Genomic DNA, 15,798 nt, shown 5'->3' on the forward strand with positions numbered 1-15,798 from the left:
CCATCAAAAACCAAAGTTACTCTCATCATTCAATTCATCCTTACTCCATTAAATACAATTTAAAAATAAATCTTTAGATGTTTTTTAACTTGTTGTGCTAAAAAACAGGGCATAAGCAATTTCGCTACATAAGATTATTTCAATACATAGCAGTTCATTCCATGTCATATAGCAAGGTAGCTTAAATGATGACTAAAAACATTAAATGACTGAATGAATAGTCGAGAGAACAGGATAAGAGAAAGAAGTTAAAACGACTGTTAACGGAAAAATATTTTTATAAAACTTAAATAATGTTAAAGGGAGCCATCCCTGGCTCGATTATGATTGACTTATTCGGCTCTGGTGTCCTTCTGGACGCGGGAAAAACTCTGCATTAAGTTGGCATAAGGTGCAATATGCGGCCCAAGGATATTAGCAAATCCCTCCATATCATTGCGCCAGTCTCGCTGTAGTTCGCCGGCAGCAGCAAACCAGGTCAATATCTGTCCACCGGCATCGCGCACTCTATCCAGTGCAGTTTCACGAGAGATCTCATCGAATGTCGCCGATGCGTCTGCGATCACGAAAACCTCATAGCCTTCGGCAAGGGCAGAGAGAGCAACAAATGCCACGCAAACTTCCGTGACCACTCCTGCGATAATTAGCTGTTTTTTTCCCGTCTCTTTTACTGCTTTGACAAAATCTTCATTGTCCCATGCATTAATCTGTCCGGGACGAGGAATAAAAGGAGCGTCAGGAAAACGCTCTACCAACTCTGGCACCATAGGACCATTGGGACCATTCTCAAAACTTGTCGTCAATATTACTGGTAGGTCAAAAAACTTAGCCAGATCGGCAAGGCCAATAACACGGTTCTTTAACTGATCGGGATTATAGTCGCGGGTAATGTTGAACAGCCCTGATTGATGATCGACAAACAGGACTGCTGCATTATCTTTATCCAGACGTACATAAGGCTTGCTCATAATAATTCTCCTTCAAAAATGCTCTTCCCCTATCGGATAGAAATAAGGGGATAATGAAGCCGATGCAGATTATCCCACCCGCACAGGCCGATATATTGCCAATAAATATGACAATTACTTTACGGTCACTCCAATCACTGTCCAGAAAAGGATAATATCTGTTTGATACCTTGAGTCCCTTTGGCTACAGCTTGATAAGCCTGAGGCGCCTGCTCAAATGGCCAGTTACGATAATCCGGCGGTACTAAATCTCCGGAGTCAAAACCTTTCGCCAGAATATCGAGACTATGCTTGATATCAATATCATTGAGTTTCATCGTGTCAAAACCAATTAGCTGCTGAAGCTCATGGTAAAAATTGACTAAATTAAAAGTGACTTCTGGCTTACCACTCGCGAGCACAACATAAGCCCCCCCGCGGCCCAAAGCGCTCAAACATTGATTGAATAATGGTCCACCAACAGTGTCCAGAATCAGATCGACGCCTCGGCCATCAGTGTATTCCCTGACCTGTTCGGCCCAGTTCTGATCGGATGTCGATACCATCCTGCCACTGTCGCTGTTTGTGGTCGGGTGTTCTCTGATAGCGCCAACCACACGAGCCCCTTTCCATCGCGCAATCTGACTGGCTGCTTTACCAACCGCCCCCATAGCACCTGTAATCAGCACTGTCTGTCCTGACTTTAGGGCTCCGCAATGCGTCAGTCCATACCATGCAGCCAGGAAAGGCACTCCTATTGACGCCGCCGCTGACAAGCTAAGCGACTCTGGTTTTTTCCCCACCGTAGAACTGGGTAAAACGATGTATTCTTCATGCGTTCCGTCCTTGCTGATACCAAATCCTGCACCGCTTCCCCATACCGCTTCTCCTTCACGACCGGCGCCTTTAACAATAATTCCGGAAAAGTCGCGTCCTGGAACCCGCGGTACTGGGGCAGCAAACGCGCCATTAAGGTTTTTAACATCACTGGGATTAATAGCACTGGCGGCAACTTTAATAAGCACCTCGTCTGCTGCCGGTTCAGGAACCGGACACTCTCGTAGCTGCAGAACATCCGGACCGCCATATCGTTCAAATACCCAGCTCTTCATTTTCATCGTTGTCATAATCAATTCCTGTTACGTTTGTGATTATGTCCGACTATGCCTCCAGCGGTGCACCTTCAAGCCAACCGCGACCCTGGCGATACAGTTTTTCAACGGCGTCGCCGCGCATGCCCGGCCTGTCCGGACCCGATATGCGATAGCCCAGCTGAGTCTGCAAATAAGCCAGATAGCGGTAGCCATCCGGATACCGCTGAAGCAATCCGGGATCGAGCTGTAAGGTTTCCCCGGGAACCACGGGATCCATACGATCCTTTTCGTAAATAACGCGCCTGCGATTTAACTTCCATACACCGTCGACCCGGGAAAGAAAATCGTAGAAACGGCCGTAACACAGAACATCGCAGAGTACACCATGCACTTCTCCACGCTGCGAAATAGTCATTTTCGTCATAGCGATGGCACGCTCTCTCTTTACATCAATGGTACTGCCACCCAACGAATGCAGAATGGAAACCCCGCGCTCCCATCCGGCCTTCCTTGCCTGTATGAATTCACGAGCGCTCGCCACACACCAGGTGGAGGACATATCTGCCTCTTCATGCCACAGGGTCGAGAAGGCATCCCAAAATCCGCCGTCGCTCCAGAGTACCCAGTTTTCCAGTAGCTCTCTGATCCTGGCTTTATCCTGTAACTCTCCGCCCAACATCTGGATCTGGCTATTCATAAGATAAACACCCTGGTTTCATCACGATATGCTTGGTTTCCAGAAAATCATCCAGAACGGCAAGTCCCCTCATCCGCCCCTGTCCACTCAGTTTGAATCCTCCCTCTTCGAACTGGTCATACAGCATGGCCCAGTCATTTATCCAGACCGTACCGCATTCCAGTGCCCGGGCGACGCGCAACGGCCGATCGACATCCCGGGTCCATATACTGGCCGCCAGACCATATTCGCTGTCATTAGCGAGCTGCACGGCTTCCTGTTCGGAAGAAAAGCGCTGCACGGTCAGTACCGGGCCAAAGATTTCCTGCTGGACTATCGGCAGGCTGTTGTCTGTCACTTCCAGCACGGTTGGATGATAAAAGGCCCCCTGCGCCAGCGCTCCTTCCCTGGCCGGTCCTCCGCGTAGCAGGCTAACGGCTCCTGCGGCGATGGCGTCGCTAACCAGCCGGTTGATTCGCTCGACATTTTCTTTATCGATCAGAGGCCCCATCTCACTGCTAATATCAGCCGCAGGCCCCACTTTAAGGGACTCAAGGCGCGGGATGAGTAATGCTAACACTCGTTCAGCAATCGCTTCCTGTACCAACAGTCGGCTTCCCGTCATACAAAATTGCCCCGAAAATACCGTAAGGGCATCCACCAGTTTAGGAATGAGAGCGTCAATATCCGCATCATCAAACACGATTACTGGCGTCTTTCCCCCCAGTTCCAGCCCAAATCGCTTGAGCTGCTCAGCTCCCGTCGCTGAAATCGTTTTCCCGGTCGCAGTGCTTCCGGTAAAGCTGATTGTTGGAACGTAAGGAGAACTGACCAGTACCGAACCAGAGATGTGGCCGCCAGTGAAGATATTCACGACACCAACGGGCAATTCCGGCGTTTCAGCAATAATTCGCGCTATCAGGGCATTAATCTGCGCCGTCTGGCGGGGCAACATGACGGCTGTGGTGACACCTGCTGCCAGCGCTGGTGCCAGGGAGCGCATTACCAGCGCGGCAGGGGAATTCCAGGGGGCGATAATTCCCGCGACCCCGACAGGCTCCCGTATAAGAATGGACATACTTCCGGGTTCAATCGACGCCGCGCGCCCCGATTCGCTCAGCGCCAGAGCGGCATTAAAGCGCAAACATTCCGGGATAATCTGTATTTCGAACTTCGCGTGCCGACGAACCTTACCATTTTCTAACCCAAGCAACGCGATCAGTTCATCCTCATGCCGCTCGAAAGAATCGGCCATATTATTCAGGACGCGTGCTCTCAGAGCGCGATCGTACTTCCAGTTACTGTTGGCAAATGCATTGCGAGCCGCATCAATAGCCAGGCCAGCTTCCGTTTCGGTCGCCTCGAAGTACTCTCCAATGATGTTGCCATCTGCCGGATTAATGCTTTCGCCATGCATACCCGAGGCCACCCACTGACCATTGATCCAATGGCCTGCAGGTTGCCCATCATTAACCAGATGTGTTTTCATAGAAATCGCTCCTGCCCGCCCACGGGTCAAACAAAAAATTTCGGTGATGATGGTTTACCGCCGCGAAGCATATAGCCGTTATGCGTCCGTTCAAGCCGGGTTTTTTCTATCATGGAAAACATATTGTGTTTGGTCATGGCCTGTACCCCATTCAAACGTTCAGCCCAACGTTTTCCGTTAGAGGTCACCACCTCCAGCATTTTTTTCGTGCCATAGTTTGTCAGGGCCTGAAAATAATTTTCTTCAGCATCTCTGAATGCTCCTTTATAAGCGCCGTCGCCCAGCTGTTTCGTAAAGAATTCAACATCAACGGTTTCCAGTGCCTCACGGGCAAAACGCATCAAATCCTCCAGATATTCAATATTCTCCAGCACATCATTTTTGTCTCCCAGTTTGGAAACATGACCAGAAACCAGCGTCTTAAAATCGTATTGCAGTATCTGATGATGGGCATCCACATAGCCAGACAAATTCTCGGATGAATCACAGTCTCTGAAGGTTACCCACCCTGGGCTGGCAATATCAATAGCGGCCAGTACTTTCTGCTTTGGTGCAAATATAAAAATATTCCCTTCACTGTGATTTTGTCCTTTATAGGAAAGCTGCAATTTAACACCATTGACATCCAGAACTTCATTACTTTCAAAAGTTTCAGTTGGAACAGGACGATATGAATCAGGAAAACGAGTCAGCAAGTCTTTCGTTTTCTGATGGGCAATAATCTTCACGTTATCGCCATAGATACTCGCAGCACCAATATGATCGGCATGCCAATGGCTATAGACAACGTGGGTCACTGGCTCATCACACACATCTTCCATGGCAGCCAGAATATTTTCTCCTAATGCTGGAGGTGCATCTATAGCAATAATACCATTGCCGGTGCGTACAAACATCGTGTCATACCATCCCGAAGAGACCCAATAAACTCCGTCATCAATCTCTTCCACATGATATCCCTTTTCAATGCGATCCCTTGAAAACAAACATCCATATGAAGATTCAGGTGGTGGCAGAAACTCTTCAAAATTGACATAAGGTACTCCTGCGGAGCCCAAATCGTCCACTAACCAATCCGGTTTTTTGTGGTTGGGATTAAGACAATACTGACACATAAATACCTCCTGATATTGACAAGCTTATTTAAACTAATCAATCATTAATACGGGTTTTATCGTTTTGCCTGAGCGAATATCTGAAAATGCTTCTTCAATCTCGTCAAATGAATAAAACGAAATCAGACGATCGAAAGGAAACTGACCGGCCTGATAAAATTCGATAAGCTGGGGCAAAAAGATTTGCGGAACGGAATCGCCCTGAATGACGCCTCTGACAATGCGACCATTGAGCAAGCGATTCATATCAATAGAAACCTGAGTTCCTTCGGGGGGACCGCCAACCAGAGCAACCTGTCCAGGCATAGCCAGTACATCAACGGCAAGTGAAAGCATTTGAGGTTGAGCCGTTACCTCCACAACGTAATCGACACCATGAGGAAGGAGCGCCATAATGCGCTGCCGGGTATCCTCCTGCCTGCCATTAATGATGTGGGTCGCTCCCAATTCGGCGGCAAGGTCCAGTCGCTCTTTACTGATATCAACGGCGATGATCTTTGTCGCGCCGGCTATTTTTGCCGCCATGATGGCAGCCAGTCCGACACTTCCTGTGCCAAATATCGCAATACTGCTACCTGCTGGTATTTTCAACGCATTCAGAACCGTCCCTGCGCCAGTCTGGATACCGCATCCTAAAGGCCCAAGAAGCTCTAGTGGGATATCTTGCGAAACTTTCACCAGATTTCTTTCATTCGTCACCGCACAGGATGCAAAAGAAGACTGTCCAAAAAAATGACCATGAATATCATCATGTATAGCGTTAGAGCCATCAAGCCGATGACCGCCAAAGCTCAATTCAAAACCATGTAAACAATATGACTCGCGGCCACTCAGACACTGACTACAGTGGCCGCAATAGGGGTAAGACATAACAACATGATCGCCAGGTACGATGTTTTTCACCTGACTTCCAACTTTGACAACAATACCGGCCCCTTCATGGCCCAGTATGATGGGTAGCGGAGTTTGATAGGACTGTTCTCTGATATGTGCATCCGTCTGACATATTCCGGTTGCAACAACTTTAACCAAAACCTCATCATCACGCGGCTCATCAATTTCGACTTCCCGAAATATAAACGGGCCTGATTTCTCAGTAATTATGGCTGCCTTGATTTTCATTTCCGGCCTCCTTCGTCTGGAGTTAAAAGTCTAGTTAAGTCATGCGCCTTTAACAGGGCTGAGAGCGACAAGTTTTATTGCTGAGAGTGACAACCGTTAATTACACTTGAAATTCATTGCGTTAAGAAAAATCATTTGTCTATACTCGTAAAAAAGAAAGAGGTTCAGATGATTTGCTAATAGAGAAACCATTTGGGTATCAAAGAAAAAGTGAAGCTCCAGTAATTGCCTGTCGTGACCGAGGTGTAGATATGGACAAAAACGATTTCATTATGGAACTAATTTCCTGGCTTGAAAAAAATTTCGAGCAGCCTCTCAGCCTTGAAATAGTTGCTAAAAAAGCCGGCTATTCAAAATGGCACTTACAGCGCACATTCAAACAAGCAACGGGGTACTCTATGGGGGATTATATTCGCAAACGACGTTTAACAAAGGCTGCCATCGCGCTACGGACAACCTCTCGCTCTATTAGTGACATTGCCTTTCAATATGCTTTTAATTCACAACAAACGTTTACTCGCTCATTTAAAAAGCAGTTTTTCGTTTCACCAGCAAAATACCGCCGCGCCAAAAACTGGAATATGTCAGGAATGCGTCTTCCCATTCGAATGGATGAACTCATTCATATGACCTGCCCATCTTCAGACATTAACAAATAGTCGGGGATTTCACGGTCAATCATGTAAAATAGCCAATTGTTGTTACGAATACTATGCGTATAGCCGATGAGATACAAAATCTGGAATCCATTTATTTAAATATTCCCATACCAGTGGGATTAAAAGGCTGCCTTAGCATGCTTATCCCTTTCTAAGTTGCTCCACGAGCCCATCAGGCTATAGTTTTCACCTGGCCAGCCAGTGCCGCACTGTCACGTACCCCGGACCAAACGGATAGTCTTTCGTTTTAGCCGTATATGGAACGCACAGGCATAACCCTGTTTTATTATTGTAAATAAACGGGCTGAGAACCGCCGCCGGACGGTGGCCAGCCCCGGATCTTACCCAGCAATAGTGGACACACGACTAAGTGAGTACACTCTCAAGCAGAAGTGGCTCATGGTGTGGCTGCCGCCGCCTGCCTTTGCCGGGTCAGATTATGTGTCATCGCACTAAGCCGGGGGATCAGCGAATCATCCCCAGCGCGGCCTCTGCCGCCAGAACCTCTCCCGGGCGAACGCTTTGCTGTAACTTTCCGGCGCAGGGCGCGAGCACCGAAACTTCCATCTTCATGGCTTCCATCACGGCCACGGTTTCGCCTTCCGCCACCTGCTGCCCCTCTTGTGCCACCCAACTGTGCAGCACGCCAGCCACCGGAGCGCTGACCTGATTATCCGCAGTCCCAGGCTCATTACCACCGACGACAGGCTGCGCCGTTGGGGCCGCGGCCAGCAGCCCGGCGGGCAGGCCCAGTTGCAGGCGACGTCCGTCCACCTCTATCCATGCCCGGGTCAGTGGCTGTTCGCGGCCCGGGAATGGCCGAACCTGCGCTTCCAGGCTTTCCGCGAAGTCGGTTTCTATCCAGCGGGTGTGCACCCGGAAGGTATTAATAAAATCGTCGGAAGCCAGCACCGCCCGATGGAACGGCAGCACTGAAGCAACCCCTTCGATGGCAAACTCCGCCAGCGCCCTGCGCGCCCGTGCAATGGCCTGTTCGCGGGTGGCGCCGGTGACGATAAGCTTGGCCATCAGCGAGTCATAGTGGCCTGGAATGGTAGAGCCACTCTCCACGCCGCTGTCCAGACGAATGCCCGGACCAGAGGGTGGCGCAAAGCGGGTTATCGTGCCGGGCACCGGCAGGAAGCCGCGCCCGGGGTCCTCCGCGTTAATACGAAACTCAATGGCATGACCGCGCGGCGCTGGCGTTTCCGTCAGGCTCAGGGGCAGCCCTTCGGCCACCCGTAGCTGTTCGATAACCAGATCGATACCGGTAGTCTCTTCCGTGACCGGGTGCTCCACCTGAAGCCGGGTATTAACCTCAAGAAACGAGATACGCCCATCGCGACTCAGCAGGAATTCCACCGTACCTGCCCCCACATAACCCGCCTGGCGGCAGATATCCCGGGCCGCAGTGTGAATGCGCTCGCGCTGCTCTTCGCTGATAAACGGCGCCGGGGCCTCCTCAACCAGTTTCTGATTACGACGCTGTAGCGAACAGTCGCGGGTGCCCAATACCAGTACCTGACCGTGGCTGTCGGCGATGATCTGGGCTTCGATATGGCGGGGGCTATCCAGATACTGTTCGACAAAACATTCGCCGCGGCCAAAGGCCGCTTCGGCCTCACGCACCGCCGAATGATAAAGCTCCGCCACCTCGTCGAGGCGCCAGGCCACTTTCAGACCGCGCCCGCCGCCGCCAAAGGCCGCTTTAATCGCTACCGGTAAACCGTGCTCACGGGCGAACGCTTCCACTTCGCTGGCGTCAGCCACCGGATCCGCGGTGCCTTTCACCAGCGGCGCCCCGGCCTGGAGCGCAATTTTACGGGCCTGCACTTTATCGCCCAGTTGTTCGATGGTCTGCGGATTCGGACCAATCCAGAGCAGCCCTGCGTCGATAACCGCCCGGGCGAAGTCGGCGCGCTCGGAAAGAAAACCGTAGCCGGGGTGTACCATGGTGGCGCCGCTGCGGCGCGCCACATCCAGCAATTTATCGATATTAAGGTAGCTTTTCGTGGCGCTACAGCCTGGCAGCGTCCAGGCTTCATCGGCCATTCTGGCGTGTAACGCATCGGCATCCGGATCGGCATAAACCGCCACCGAGGCCACGCCGTAGTCCCGGCAGGCGCGAATAATACGGACCGCGATCTCGCCGCGGTTGGCAATTAAGACTTTATGACGTGGTTCAGTCATGGTTTCCCTCTGGTTCCTGAAACGGCGCAATGGCCCGGAAGCGAATGGTGGCGCCGGGCGGGATCTGCCCGGCAAGATCGAGGTGATAGTCGGCAACGGCGCCGATAACCGGATAGCCGCCGGTCAGGGGGCGATCGTTCAGAAACAGCACCGGCTGACCGCTGGCGGGGATCTGAATGGCGCCGCTGCATACCCCTTCGCTGGGCAGCTCCTGAGTGATACTGCGCTCTAACGGCTGAGCGCCTGCCAGACGCAGGCCGATACGGTTCGACTGATCCGTTACCTGCCATAGCTGGTCGGTCAGACGGGCCTGAGATCGGGCGGTAAACCAGTCGCTGCGCGGGCCGGGAATAAAATCAAGAGTGACAACGTCACCTTTTGTCGGCAGTGTGACGGGGGCCGTCTCCGTCTGTTCGACCGCCTGACACGGCAGCCCGGCATGATGCAGGCGATCTCCGGGCTTCAGCGGCGGCGGTCCCACCTGGGCCAGGGTATCGAAGGCGCAACTGTGAAGGACTGGCGCAACGGCAAAACCACCGCGCAGCGCCAGATAGCTGCGAACGCCGTTGGCGGGCGCGCCCAGGCGAATCTCTTCCCCGGCTTCCAGCGCCAGCGGCTGTTCGACGGCCGCCTGAAAGCGCTGACCGTCAGCGCTGCGAATCTCTACCGGACAGGGTGCGCCGGTCACGGCTACGACCTGCGGGCTCAGGGCTCTGGCCCGCAGGCCGCCTTGGGTGATTTCAATAACGGCGCTGCCCCAGGGGTTGCCCAGCAGGCGATTAGCCCGGCGTAGCGCTCCGCGATCGAGCGCGCCGGACGGTGAAATACCCAGCCGGGCCTGGCCCACGCGCCCTTCATCCTGATACAGCGCCTGCAAACCGCTGGCGAGTATCTCAAGGGCCTGCGGCGCGCTGCTCGCTTCGGGCTCTGGCGGCGCTATCTCTGCCGCTACGGTAATCGTGGCGCCCTGCCGTGACTCATCCACAAAACGCACCCGGGCGCCCGGCGTTAACAGCGCCGGAGGTTCGCGGCCCAGATCCCACATGCTGAGCGGCGTATCGCCAATCAATTGCCAGCCGCCGGGGCTGGCCTGAGGATAGATACCGCTGAACTCCCCGGCCAGCGCCACCGAGCCTGCCGGAATGCGGGTGCGCGGCGTGGTGCGACGCGGCACGTTAAAACCGGCGTCGGAAACCATATAGGCAAACCCCGGCGCAAAACCGGTAAAGGCGACCTGCCATTCGTGGTCACTGTGACGGGCGATAAGCTGTTGCACGCTCAGGCCAAGCAGCTCTGCGGCTTCCGGCAGATCTTCGCCGCGATAGCGTACCGGGATAATCACTTCCGGCCCCTGCGGGCCCCGGGAAGAATTCAGGGAAAGCCGACCGATGATCTGCGCCAGCGCGCTGGCCGTGGTTTCGCCCGGCGTAAAGCGAATCAGCAGGGTTCGGGCCGCCGGGATGGTCTCTTCCACACCGCTAAGCGGTGCCGCTTCCAGCGCGGCATGTAGCGCCAGAGTCTGTTCCAGACTGGCCAGCTCCACCAGAAAACTGTTGCTATTGACGGGTAAAAAACGCACTTAGCCCTCCTGCCAGGCGCTGTCGGGCACATCGGTAATAAACATATGGCCCGGCGCGTGGCTGATGGCAAAAGGCACCCCGGATTTCATCACCGCGGCCTGTGGCGTGACGCCGCAGGCCCAGAATACCGGCACTTCCCCCTCTTCAATGCGAACCGGATCGCCAAAATCCGGCTGCATCAGATCGGCAATCCCCAGACTGTGTGGATCGCCGACATGAACCGGCGCACCGTGTACCGCCGGGAAACGGCCGCTGATAGTGACCGCGTCCGGTATCCGGTGCGCCGCGACGGGACGCATGGAGACCACCAGTTCCCCCTGTAATCGCCCTGCCGGGCGGCACAGGCGGTTGGTGCGGTACATCGGCACGTTGCAATTGTCGGTAATATGGCGGATATCGATACCCGCTTCGCGCATCGGCGTTTCAAAGGTAAAGCTACAGCCAATCAGGAAGGTCACCAGATCCGGATGTTCTGCCCAGATGGCGGTGGCATCGGTGATTTCATCCGCCAGTTCGCCCTGGCGCCATATCCGGTAGCGCGGAATATCGGTACGCAGATCCGCCCCTTCCGCCAGTACGGTGCGATAGCTACCGGCCTCGCACACGTCCAGCACCGGACAGCTGCGCGGATTGCGCTGGGCATACAGCAGAAAATCGAAGGCCCAGTCCCGCGGTAGCGAAATCATATTGCACTGGGTCATTCCCGGGGCCATGCCCGCAGTCGGGCGGTCAAAACCGTTACGAATGGTGTCACGAGCGGCGCGCGCCTGGGCAATTGCGGCCTCGCTGGCCTTGATATACGGATTCATAAATTCACCTCGCCGCTAAAGGAACGAATGGCGATGCCGTTGTGTTCCAGGGTGGCGCGAATCTGGCGCGCCATCTCAATGGCCCCCGGACTATCGCCGTGTACGCAGATGGAGTCCGCTTCAATACGGGTGAATTCGCCTTCCACTGACTCGACGCCGCCCTCGTTAATCAGTTTCAGCATGCGCTGTGCGACCTGTTCCGGGTCATGCAGTACAGCCCCCGCTTCGCGGCGCGATACCAGGGTGCCGTCGGCGTGATAGGCGCGATCGGCGAAGGCTTCTGCCACCACTTTAAGTCCCTGCTCCCGGGCCAGACTGACCAGCGGCGAACCGGCTAACGCCACCAGAATCAGCGATGGCTCTACCGCTTTAATGGCGGCAATCACCGCCAGCGCCTGGCGCCGGTCATGAGCAATGGTGTTATAGAGCGCGCCATGGGGTTTTACATAGCTCACCACGCAGCCCGCAGCGCGAGCCAGCCCCTGCAAGGCGCCAATCTGGTAGATAACGTCTGCGGTCAGTTCATCGCTGGCGATATCCATCGCCCGACGACCGAAGCCCACCAGGTCCGGATAGGCCACATGGGCCCCTACCGCTACGCCGTTACTGCGCGCGGCTGAAAGCGTCTCCAGAATGCCCGCGGGAGAGCCCGCGTGAAAGCCGCAGGCGACGTTAGCGCTGCTGACAACAGGCAGAATGGCCGCATCGTCGCCCATCCGCCACTGGCCAAAGCTTTCGCCCAGGTCGCTGTTTAAATCAATGCATTTCATCCGGCTTTGTCCTCTCAGACTACGTTCAGATAATTAAAGATCGCGCCAACCGACATCACACCCATATACCAGGTGAGCAGGCAGATAATCAGTCCCAGCCACAGCAGCCAGCGCGGATAATGATAACCTTCCATCAGATCGGCACGACGCCAACCCACCCACAGAAAGATGGTTAAGCCAATCGGCAGCACCAGGCCGTTAAAGCCACCGGCAAAGACCAGCAGTGCCGCGGGCGCAGTGCCCAGCATCAGATAAACCACCAGAGAGACGGTAATAAAGATAATGGTGGCGATATTACGCTGGCGGTCGGTCATGGTCGGGCGGAAAACGGTGAGGAACGACACCGAGGTATAGGCCGCGCCAATCACGCTGGTGATGGCCGCCGCCCACAGAATACAGCCGAAGATACGCAGCCCCAGGGTTCCCGCAGCGTGCTGGAAGGCCTGAGAAGCCGGGTTAGCGCTGTGCCCTGCTACGTCCAGAGTCACACCGCTGGCCACCACGCCAAGAATGGCCAGAAACAGCACGTAGCGCATAATACCAACCACCACAATGCCTTTGGTGGCGGCGGATGAGACTTCACGGATATGCTCAGGCCCCACGGCGCCTTTATCCAGCAGTCGATGAGCGCCAGCGTAACTGATGTAACCGCCTACGGTACCGCCAACAATGGTGGTAATGGTGGCGAAATCGATACGATCGGGCATCACGCTCTGGCGCAACGCCTCGCCCAGCGGTGGCTGGGAAACGAAAGCGACATAGAGCGTTAGCGCAATCATTACCAGCCCCAGCACCACCATCATCCTGTCGATAGCCACACCGGCCCGGCGCGAAGAGAAAATATAAATCGCAATGCCGGCGCTTAACAGTCCGCCCCATTTGGGATCCAGCCCCAGCAGCGCATTCAGCCCCAACCCGCCACCGGCGATATTGCCGATATTAAAGACCAGGCCGCCAAACACCACCAGCACCGACAGCAGATAGCCGCTGCCCGGTAGCGCGATATTCGCAATCTCCGAGGCGCGTTTACGGGTCAGCGTCACCACCCGCCAGATATTTTGCTGCACCACATAGTCGATAACGATAGACGCCAGGATCCCAAAAGCGAAGGCGGCGCCCATGGTGGCAGTAAAGGTAGCGGTCTGAGTAATAAACCCGGGACCGATTGCCGAGGTGGCCATTAAGAAGATTGCTGCGATTAGCGACGATCGGCGCTTACGTACGAAGGTCTTTTTGTTTTCCGCTTCCAGAGCAGCCATGCTGTCACTCCCCATTGTGATGTTAACCCTTTGTCTGTCAGGCAATTTTCAGGCCATTGTTGGAACAAATTTTGTAATTGTTAAGTTAATGTGTTTGCATTGTTGAACAATAAACTACGTAGTGATGAATAAACCGGCAATACCCGATCGCAAAGCCAGCAACGGAATCGAGAAGTCGATCACTCTTTTTGATCAGACATTTAACTCAACGCCCCGTTTTTGTGCATAGCAATGCAGTTTTGCCCCCAAATGGTGCATATTACGCACCGCGCGGGTGCCTTGCCGCTGGTGTGTTAAATATGTGAAGATTGCTAACCTGTTGATTAGCGGAATATGCCCTGCCATGAAGAAAAGCGCGCCAGCACCTGTACTGAGTGAAAAAACGGCTGAAATAATTCGCCAGAAGATTATTGCCGGAGAGCTGGCCCCGGGAGCCCGGCTGTCAGAGGCGGCACTCAGCGAACGGCTGGCTATTTCGCGCAATACCCTACGCGAAGTCTTCCGGCTGCTGACCCAGGAAGGGCTGCTGCACTACGAGCCGAATCGCGGCGTCTGTGTGGCAGTGCCGGATATGGCGGCGATTATCGATATCTACCGTATCCGGCGGTTGATTGAGTGCGACGCCCTGCGCCAGGCCTGGCCCCTGCATCCGGCGGTGGAGCGCATGGCGCAACAGATTACCCTGGCCCGTGAACACGGCAGCCAGGGCGACTGGGTGGCGGTGGGCACCGCCAATATGCTGTTTCATACGGCCATCGTCGAACTTTCTGACAGCCCGCGGCTGGTGCGCTTGTATCGTCATATCTCCGCCGAACTGCGTCTGGCCTTCGGGCATCTGGACGATCTGGAGATGCTGCACGCCCCCTATATCGAAAAGAATGCCGCCCTGCTGGCGCTGCTTAATAGCGGAAAAAATGAGGAGGCGGCGCAGATGCTGGCGGGCTATCTGGATCAGTCCGAACGCACCCTGCTGGCGGTGCTACAGCGGCGGGCGGCTCTGGCGTGATGAGTTAGCCTTAGGCGTTCACAAATCTTTACGTACTACGCGTAAATACGGGACGAAGACAGGCAGTTGCTGTTAGTTAGCGGTACTTCTGTCGCGGGTAAGACGCATCCAGTTGCCGTGGGCAAAGGCCGCTTTATCATTTTCACTGAGATGACATGTTTCCAGAAATTGCCTCGCCTCATTACCGGTGCGGTATTGAAAAGGGTAATCGGTAGAAAAAAGAATTCGTTCCGTTCCCACTATCGCAACCGCTCTGTCCAGGAAATGAGAAAAGAACATACCGCTCGCCGTAACATAGAGATTTTCCCGCAGGTACGATGCCAGGGGTAATTTCAGATTTGCCACTCTGTCCATCGCCGCCAGGCGTTCTGCATAAAATAATATCAGCTCACCCCAGTGTCCCAGGATCATCTGAAGCGCCGGAAGGCGGTCAAATGTGCCTGACAAAACCAGACGGATAAATTGAATTCCCGCATCATAATGCCAGCCAAGACCATAAGTGGCGAAAGCCGTATTTACCTCCGTGCTGAAGCCTGAATAATAGGCATTTCTGACAGCGATATCTGGCGCCCCCGGATGAATTAATACTGGCGCATTCAGGGTTTCAGCACAGCTAAGAATGGGGAAATAAACGGGACTGTCTAAATGTTCTGCGCCACCGCTGCATAGCAGCGCGCCTTTAAAGCCCAGGCTTTTTATACAACGTTCCAGTTCATTAGCCGCTTCATCAGGCATGGATACCGGCAGGGTTGCCAGCGCCTGAAACCGACTCGGGTACCTTGCCACCACTTCCGCAATACCGTCATTGATTCGCTGTGCCATACCGACACTTGCTGGCCCCAGACCATGAAGCGCCGGTGACGTCAGGGACAGTACCTGCATATCCAGACCTGATTCATCCATCAGGGCAAGGCGCTCATCAGCGATATCAAACAGCCGACGCTTAATGACGCCGGAATTAAAAGCAATACTGGGATCTTTTGCCTCCAGCCCCGATGCTTTCCAGGCGCCACACACTTCTTCGGTCAAAAAATGCTCTTCAATACCAATCAGCTTCATTATCTGTTCTCTGCCTGAAAAAT

The 15,798-nt window shown here is 54.0% G+C and carries 13 protein-coding genes and 2 pseudogenes; 2 read left to right on the forward strand and 13 right to left on the reverse strand.

Annotated elements, in window-relative coordinates:
- Positions 1–332: 332 nt before the first annotated feature.
- From ycaC to SCU88_RS12135, 6 genes are all read right to left on the reverse strand, one after another.
- Positions 333–968 (reverse strand): isochorismate family cysteine hydrolase YcaC, encoded by a 636-nt coding sequence (gene ycaC / locus SCU88_RS12110; RefSeq protein WP_175340447.1) that lies wholly within the window; start codon positions 966–968, stop codon positions 333–335.
- A 134-nt stretch (positions 969–1,102) separates the two neighbouring features.
- Positions 1,103–2,074, reverse strand: a complete 972-nt coding sequence (locus SCU88_RS12115; protein WP_175340448.1) for a zinc-binding dehydrogenase — start codon at positions 2,072–2,074, stop codon at positions 1,103–1,105.
- Positions 2,075–2,108: 34 nt separating this feature from the next.
- Positions 2,109–2,738, reverse strand: coding sequence for a nuclear transport factor 2 family protein (locus SCU88_RS12120; protein WP_175340449.1), 630 nt, complete (start codon positions 2,736–2,738; stop codon positions 2,109–2,111).
- Positions 2,731–4,206 carry an aldehyde dehydrogenase family protein gene (locus SCU88_RS12125; protein ID WP_175340450.1) on the reverse strand — a complete coding sequence of 492 codons (1,476 nt, stop codon included), beginning with the start codon at positions 4,204–4,206 and terminating at the stop codon, positions 2,731–2,733. The genes SCU88_RS12120 and SCU88_RS12125 overlap by 8 nt, the downstream gene beginning before the upstream one ends.
- A gap of 26 nt (positions 4,207–4,232) precedes the next feature.
- Positions 4,233–5,321, reverse strand: coding sequence for an MBL fold metallo-hydrolase (locus SCU88_RS12130; RefSeq protein ID WP_175340451.1), 1,089 nt, complete (start codon positions 5,319–5,321; stop codon positions 4,233–4,235).
- A gap of 33 nt (positions 5,322–5,354) precedes the next feature.
- Positions 5,355–6,443 (reverse strand): zinc-binding dehydrogenase, encoded by a 1,089-nt coding sequence (locus SCU88_RS12135; protein ID WP_175340452.1) that lies wholly within the window; start codon positions 6,441–6,443, stop codon positions 5,355–5,357.
- A gap of 251 nt (positions 6,444–6,694) precedes the next feature.
- Here SCU88_RS12135 and SCU88_RS12140 point away from each other — a divergent pair.
- Positions 6,695–7,060 (forward strand): annotated as a pseudogene (locus tag SCU88_RS12140) (helix-turn-helix domain-containing protein); the annotation flags it as partial.
- A 217-nt stretch (positions 7,061–7,277) separates the two neighbouring features.
- Here the strand turns inward: SCU88_RS12140 and SCU88_RS12145 are convergent.
- The 6 genes and pseudogenes from SCU88_RS12145 to SCU88_RS12170 all read right to left on the reverse strand — a co-directional run.
- Positions 7,278–7,435, reverse strand: a pseudogene (locus SCU88_RS12145) (toxin MazF); the annotation flags it as partial.
- A 132-nt stretch (positions 7,436–7,567) separates the two neighbouring features.
- Positions 7,568–9,292 (reverse strand): biotin carboxylase N-terminal domain-containing protein, encoded by a 1,725-nt coding sequence (locus SCU88_RS12150; protein WP_175340454.1) that lies wholly within the window; start codon positions 9,290–9,292, stop codon positions 7,568–7,570.
- Positions 9,285–10,871, reverse strand: coding sequence for a 5-oxoprolinase/urea amidolyase family protein (locus SCU88_RS12155; RefSeq protein WP_175340455.1), 1,587 nt, complete (start codon positions 10,869–10,871; stop codon positions 9,285–9,287). The genes SCU88_RS12150 and SCU88_RS12155 overlap by 8 nt, the downstream gene beginning before the upstream one ends.
- The gene (locus SCU88_RS12160) at positions 10,872–11,681 is read right to left on the reverse strand and encodes a putative hydro-lyase (RefSeq protein WP_138097513.1); all 810 of its coding nucleotides are present in this window, start codon (positions 11,679–11,681) and stop codon (positions 10,872–10,874) included.
- Complete coding sequence (locus SCU88_RS12165; RefSeq protein WP_175340456.1) at positions 11,678–12,451, reverse strand: 5-oxoprolinase subunit PxpA; 774 nt, start codon at positions 12,449–12,451, stop codon at positions 11,678–11,680. The genes SCU88_RS12160 and SCU88_RS12165 overlap by 4 nt, the downstream gene beginning before the upstream one ends.
- A 14-nt stretch (positions 12,452–12,465) precedes the next feature.
- Positions 12,466–13,710: an NRAMP family divalent metal transporter gene (locus SCU88_RS12170; RefSeq protein ID WP_138097515.1), complete on the reverse strand. Its 1,245-nt coding sequence runs from the start codon at positions 13,708–13,710 to the stop codon at positions 12,466–12,468.
- A gap of 343 nt (positions 13,711–14,053) precedes the next feature.
- Here SCU88_RS12170 and SCU88_RS12175 point away from each other — a divergent pair, with 343 nt between their 5' ends.
- Entirely contained in the window at positions 14,054–14,716 is a 663-nt protein-coding gene (locus tag SCU88_RS12175; protein WP_138097516.1) for a GntR family transcriptional regulator, read from the forward strand.
- Positions 14,717–14,788: 72 nt separating this feature from the next.
- Here SCU88_RS12175 and SCU88_RS12180 read toward each other — a convergent pair whose 3' ends face one another.
- Entirely contained in the window at positions 14,789–15,775 is a 987-nt protein-coding gene (locus tag SCU88_RS12180) for an amidohydrolase family protein (protein WP_175340457.1), read from the reverse strand.
- Positions 15,776–15,798 lie beyond the last annotated feature (23 nt).

The organism is Jejuibacter sp. L23 (genome assembly GCF_050815825.1).
GTDB lineage: Bacteria > Pseudomonadota > Gammaproteobacteria > Enterobacterales > Enterobacteriaceae > Jejubacter > Jejubacter calystegiae.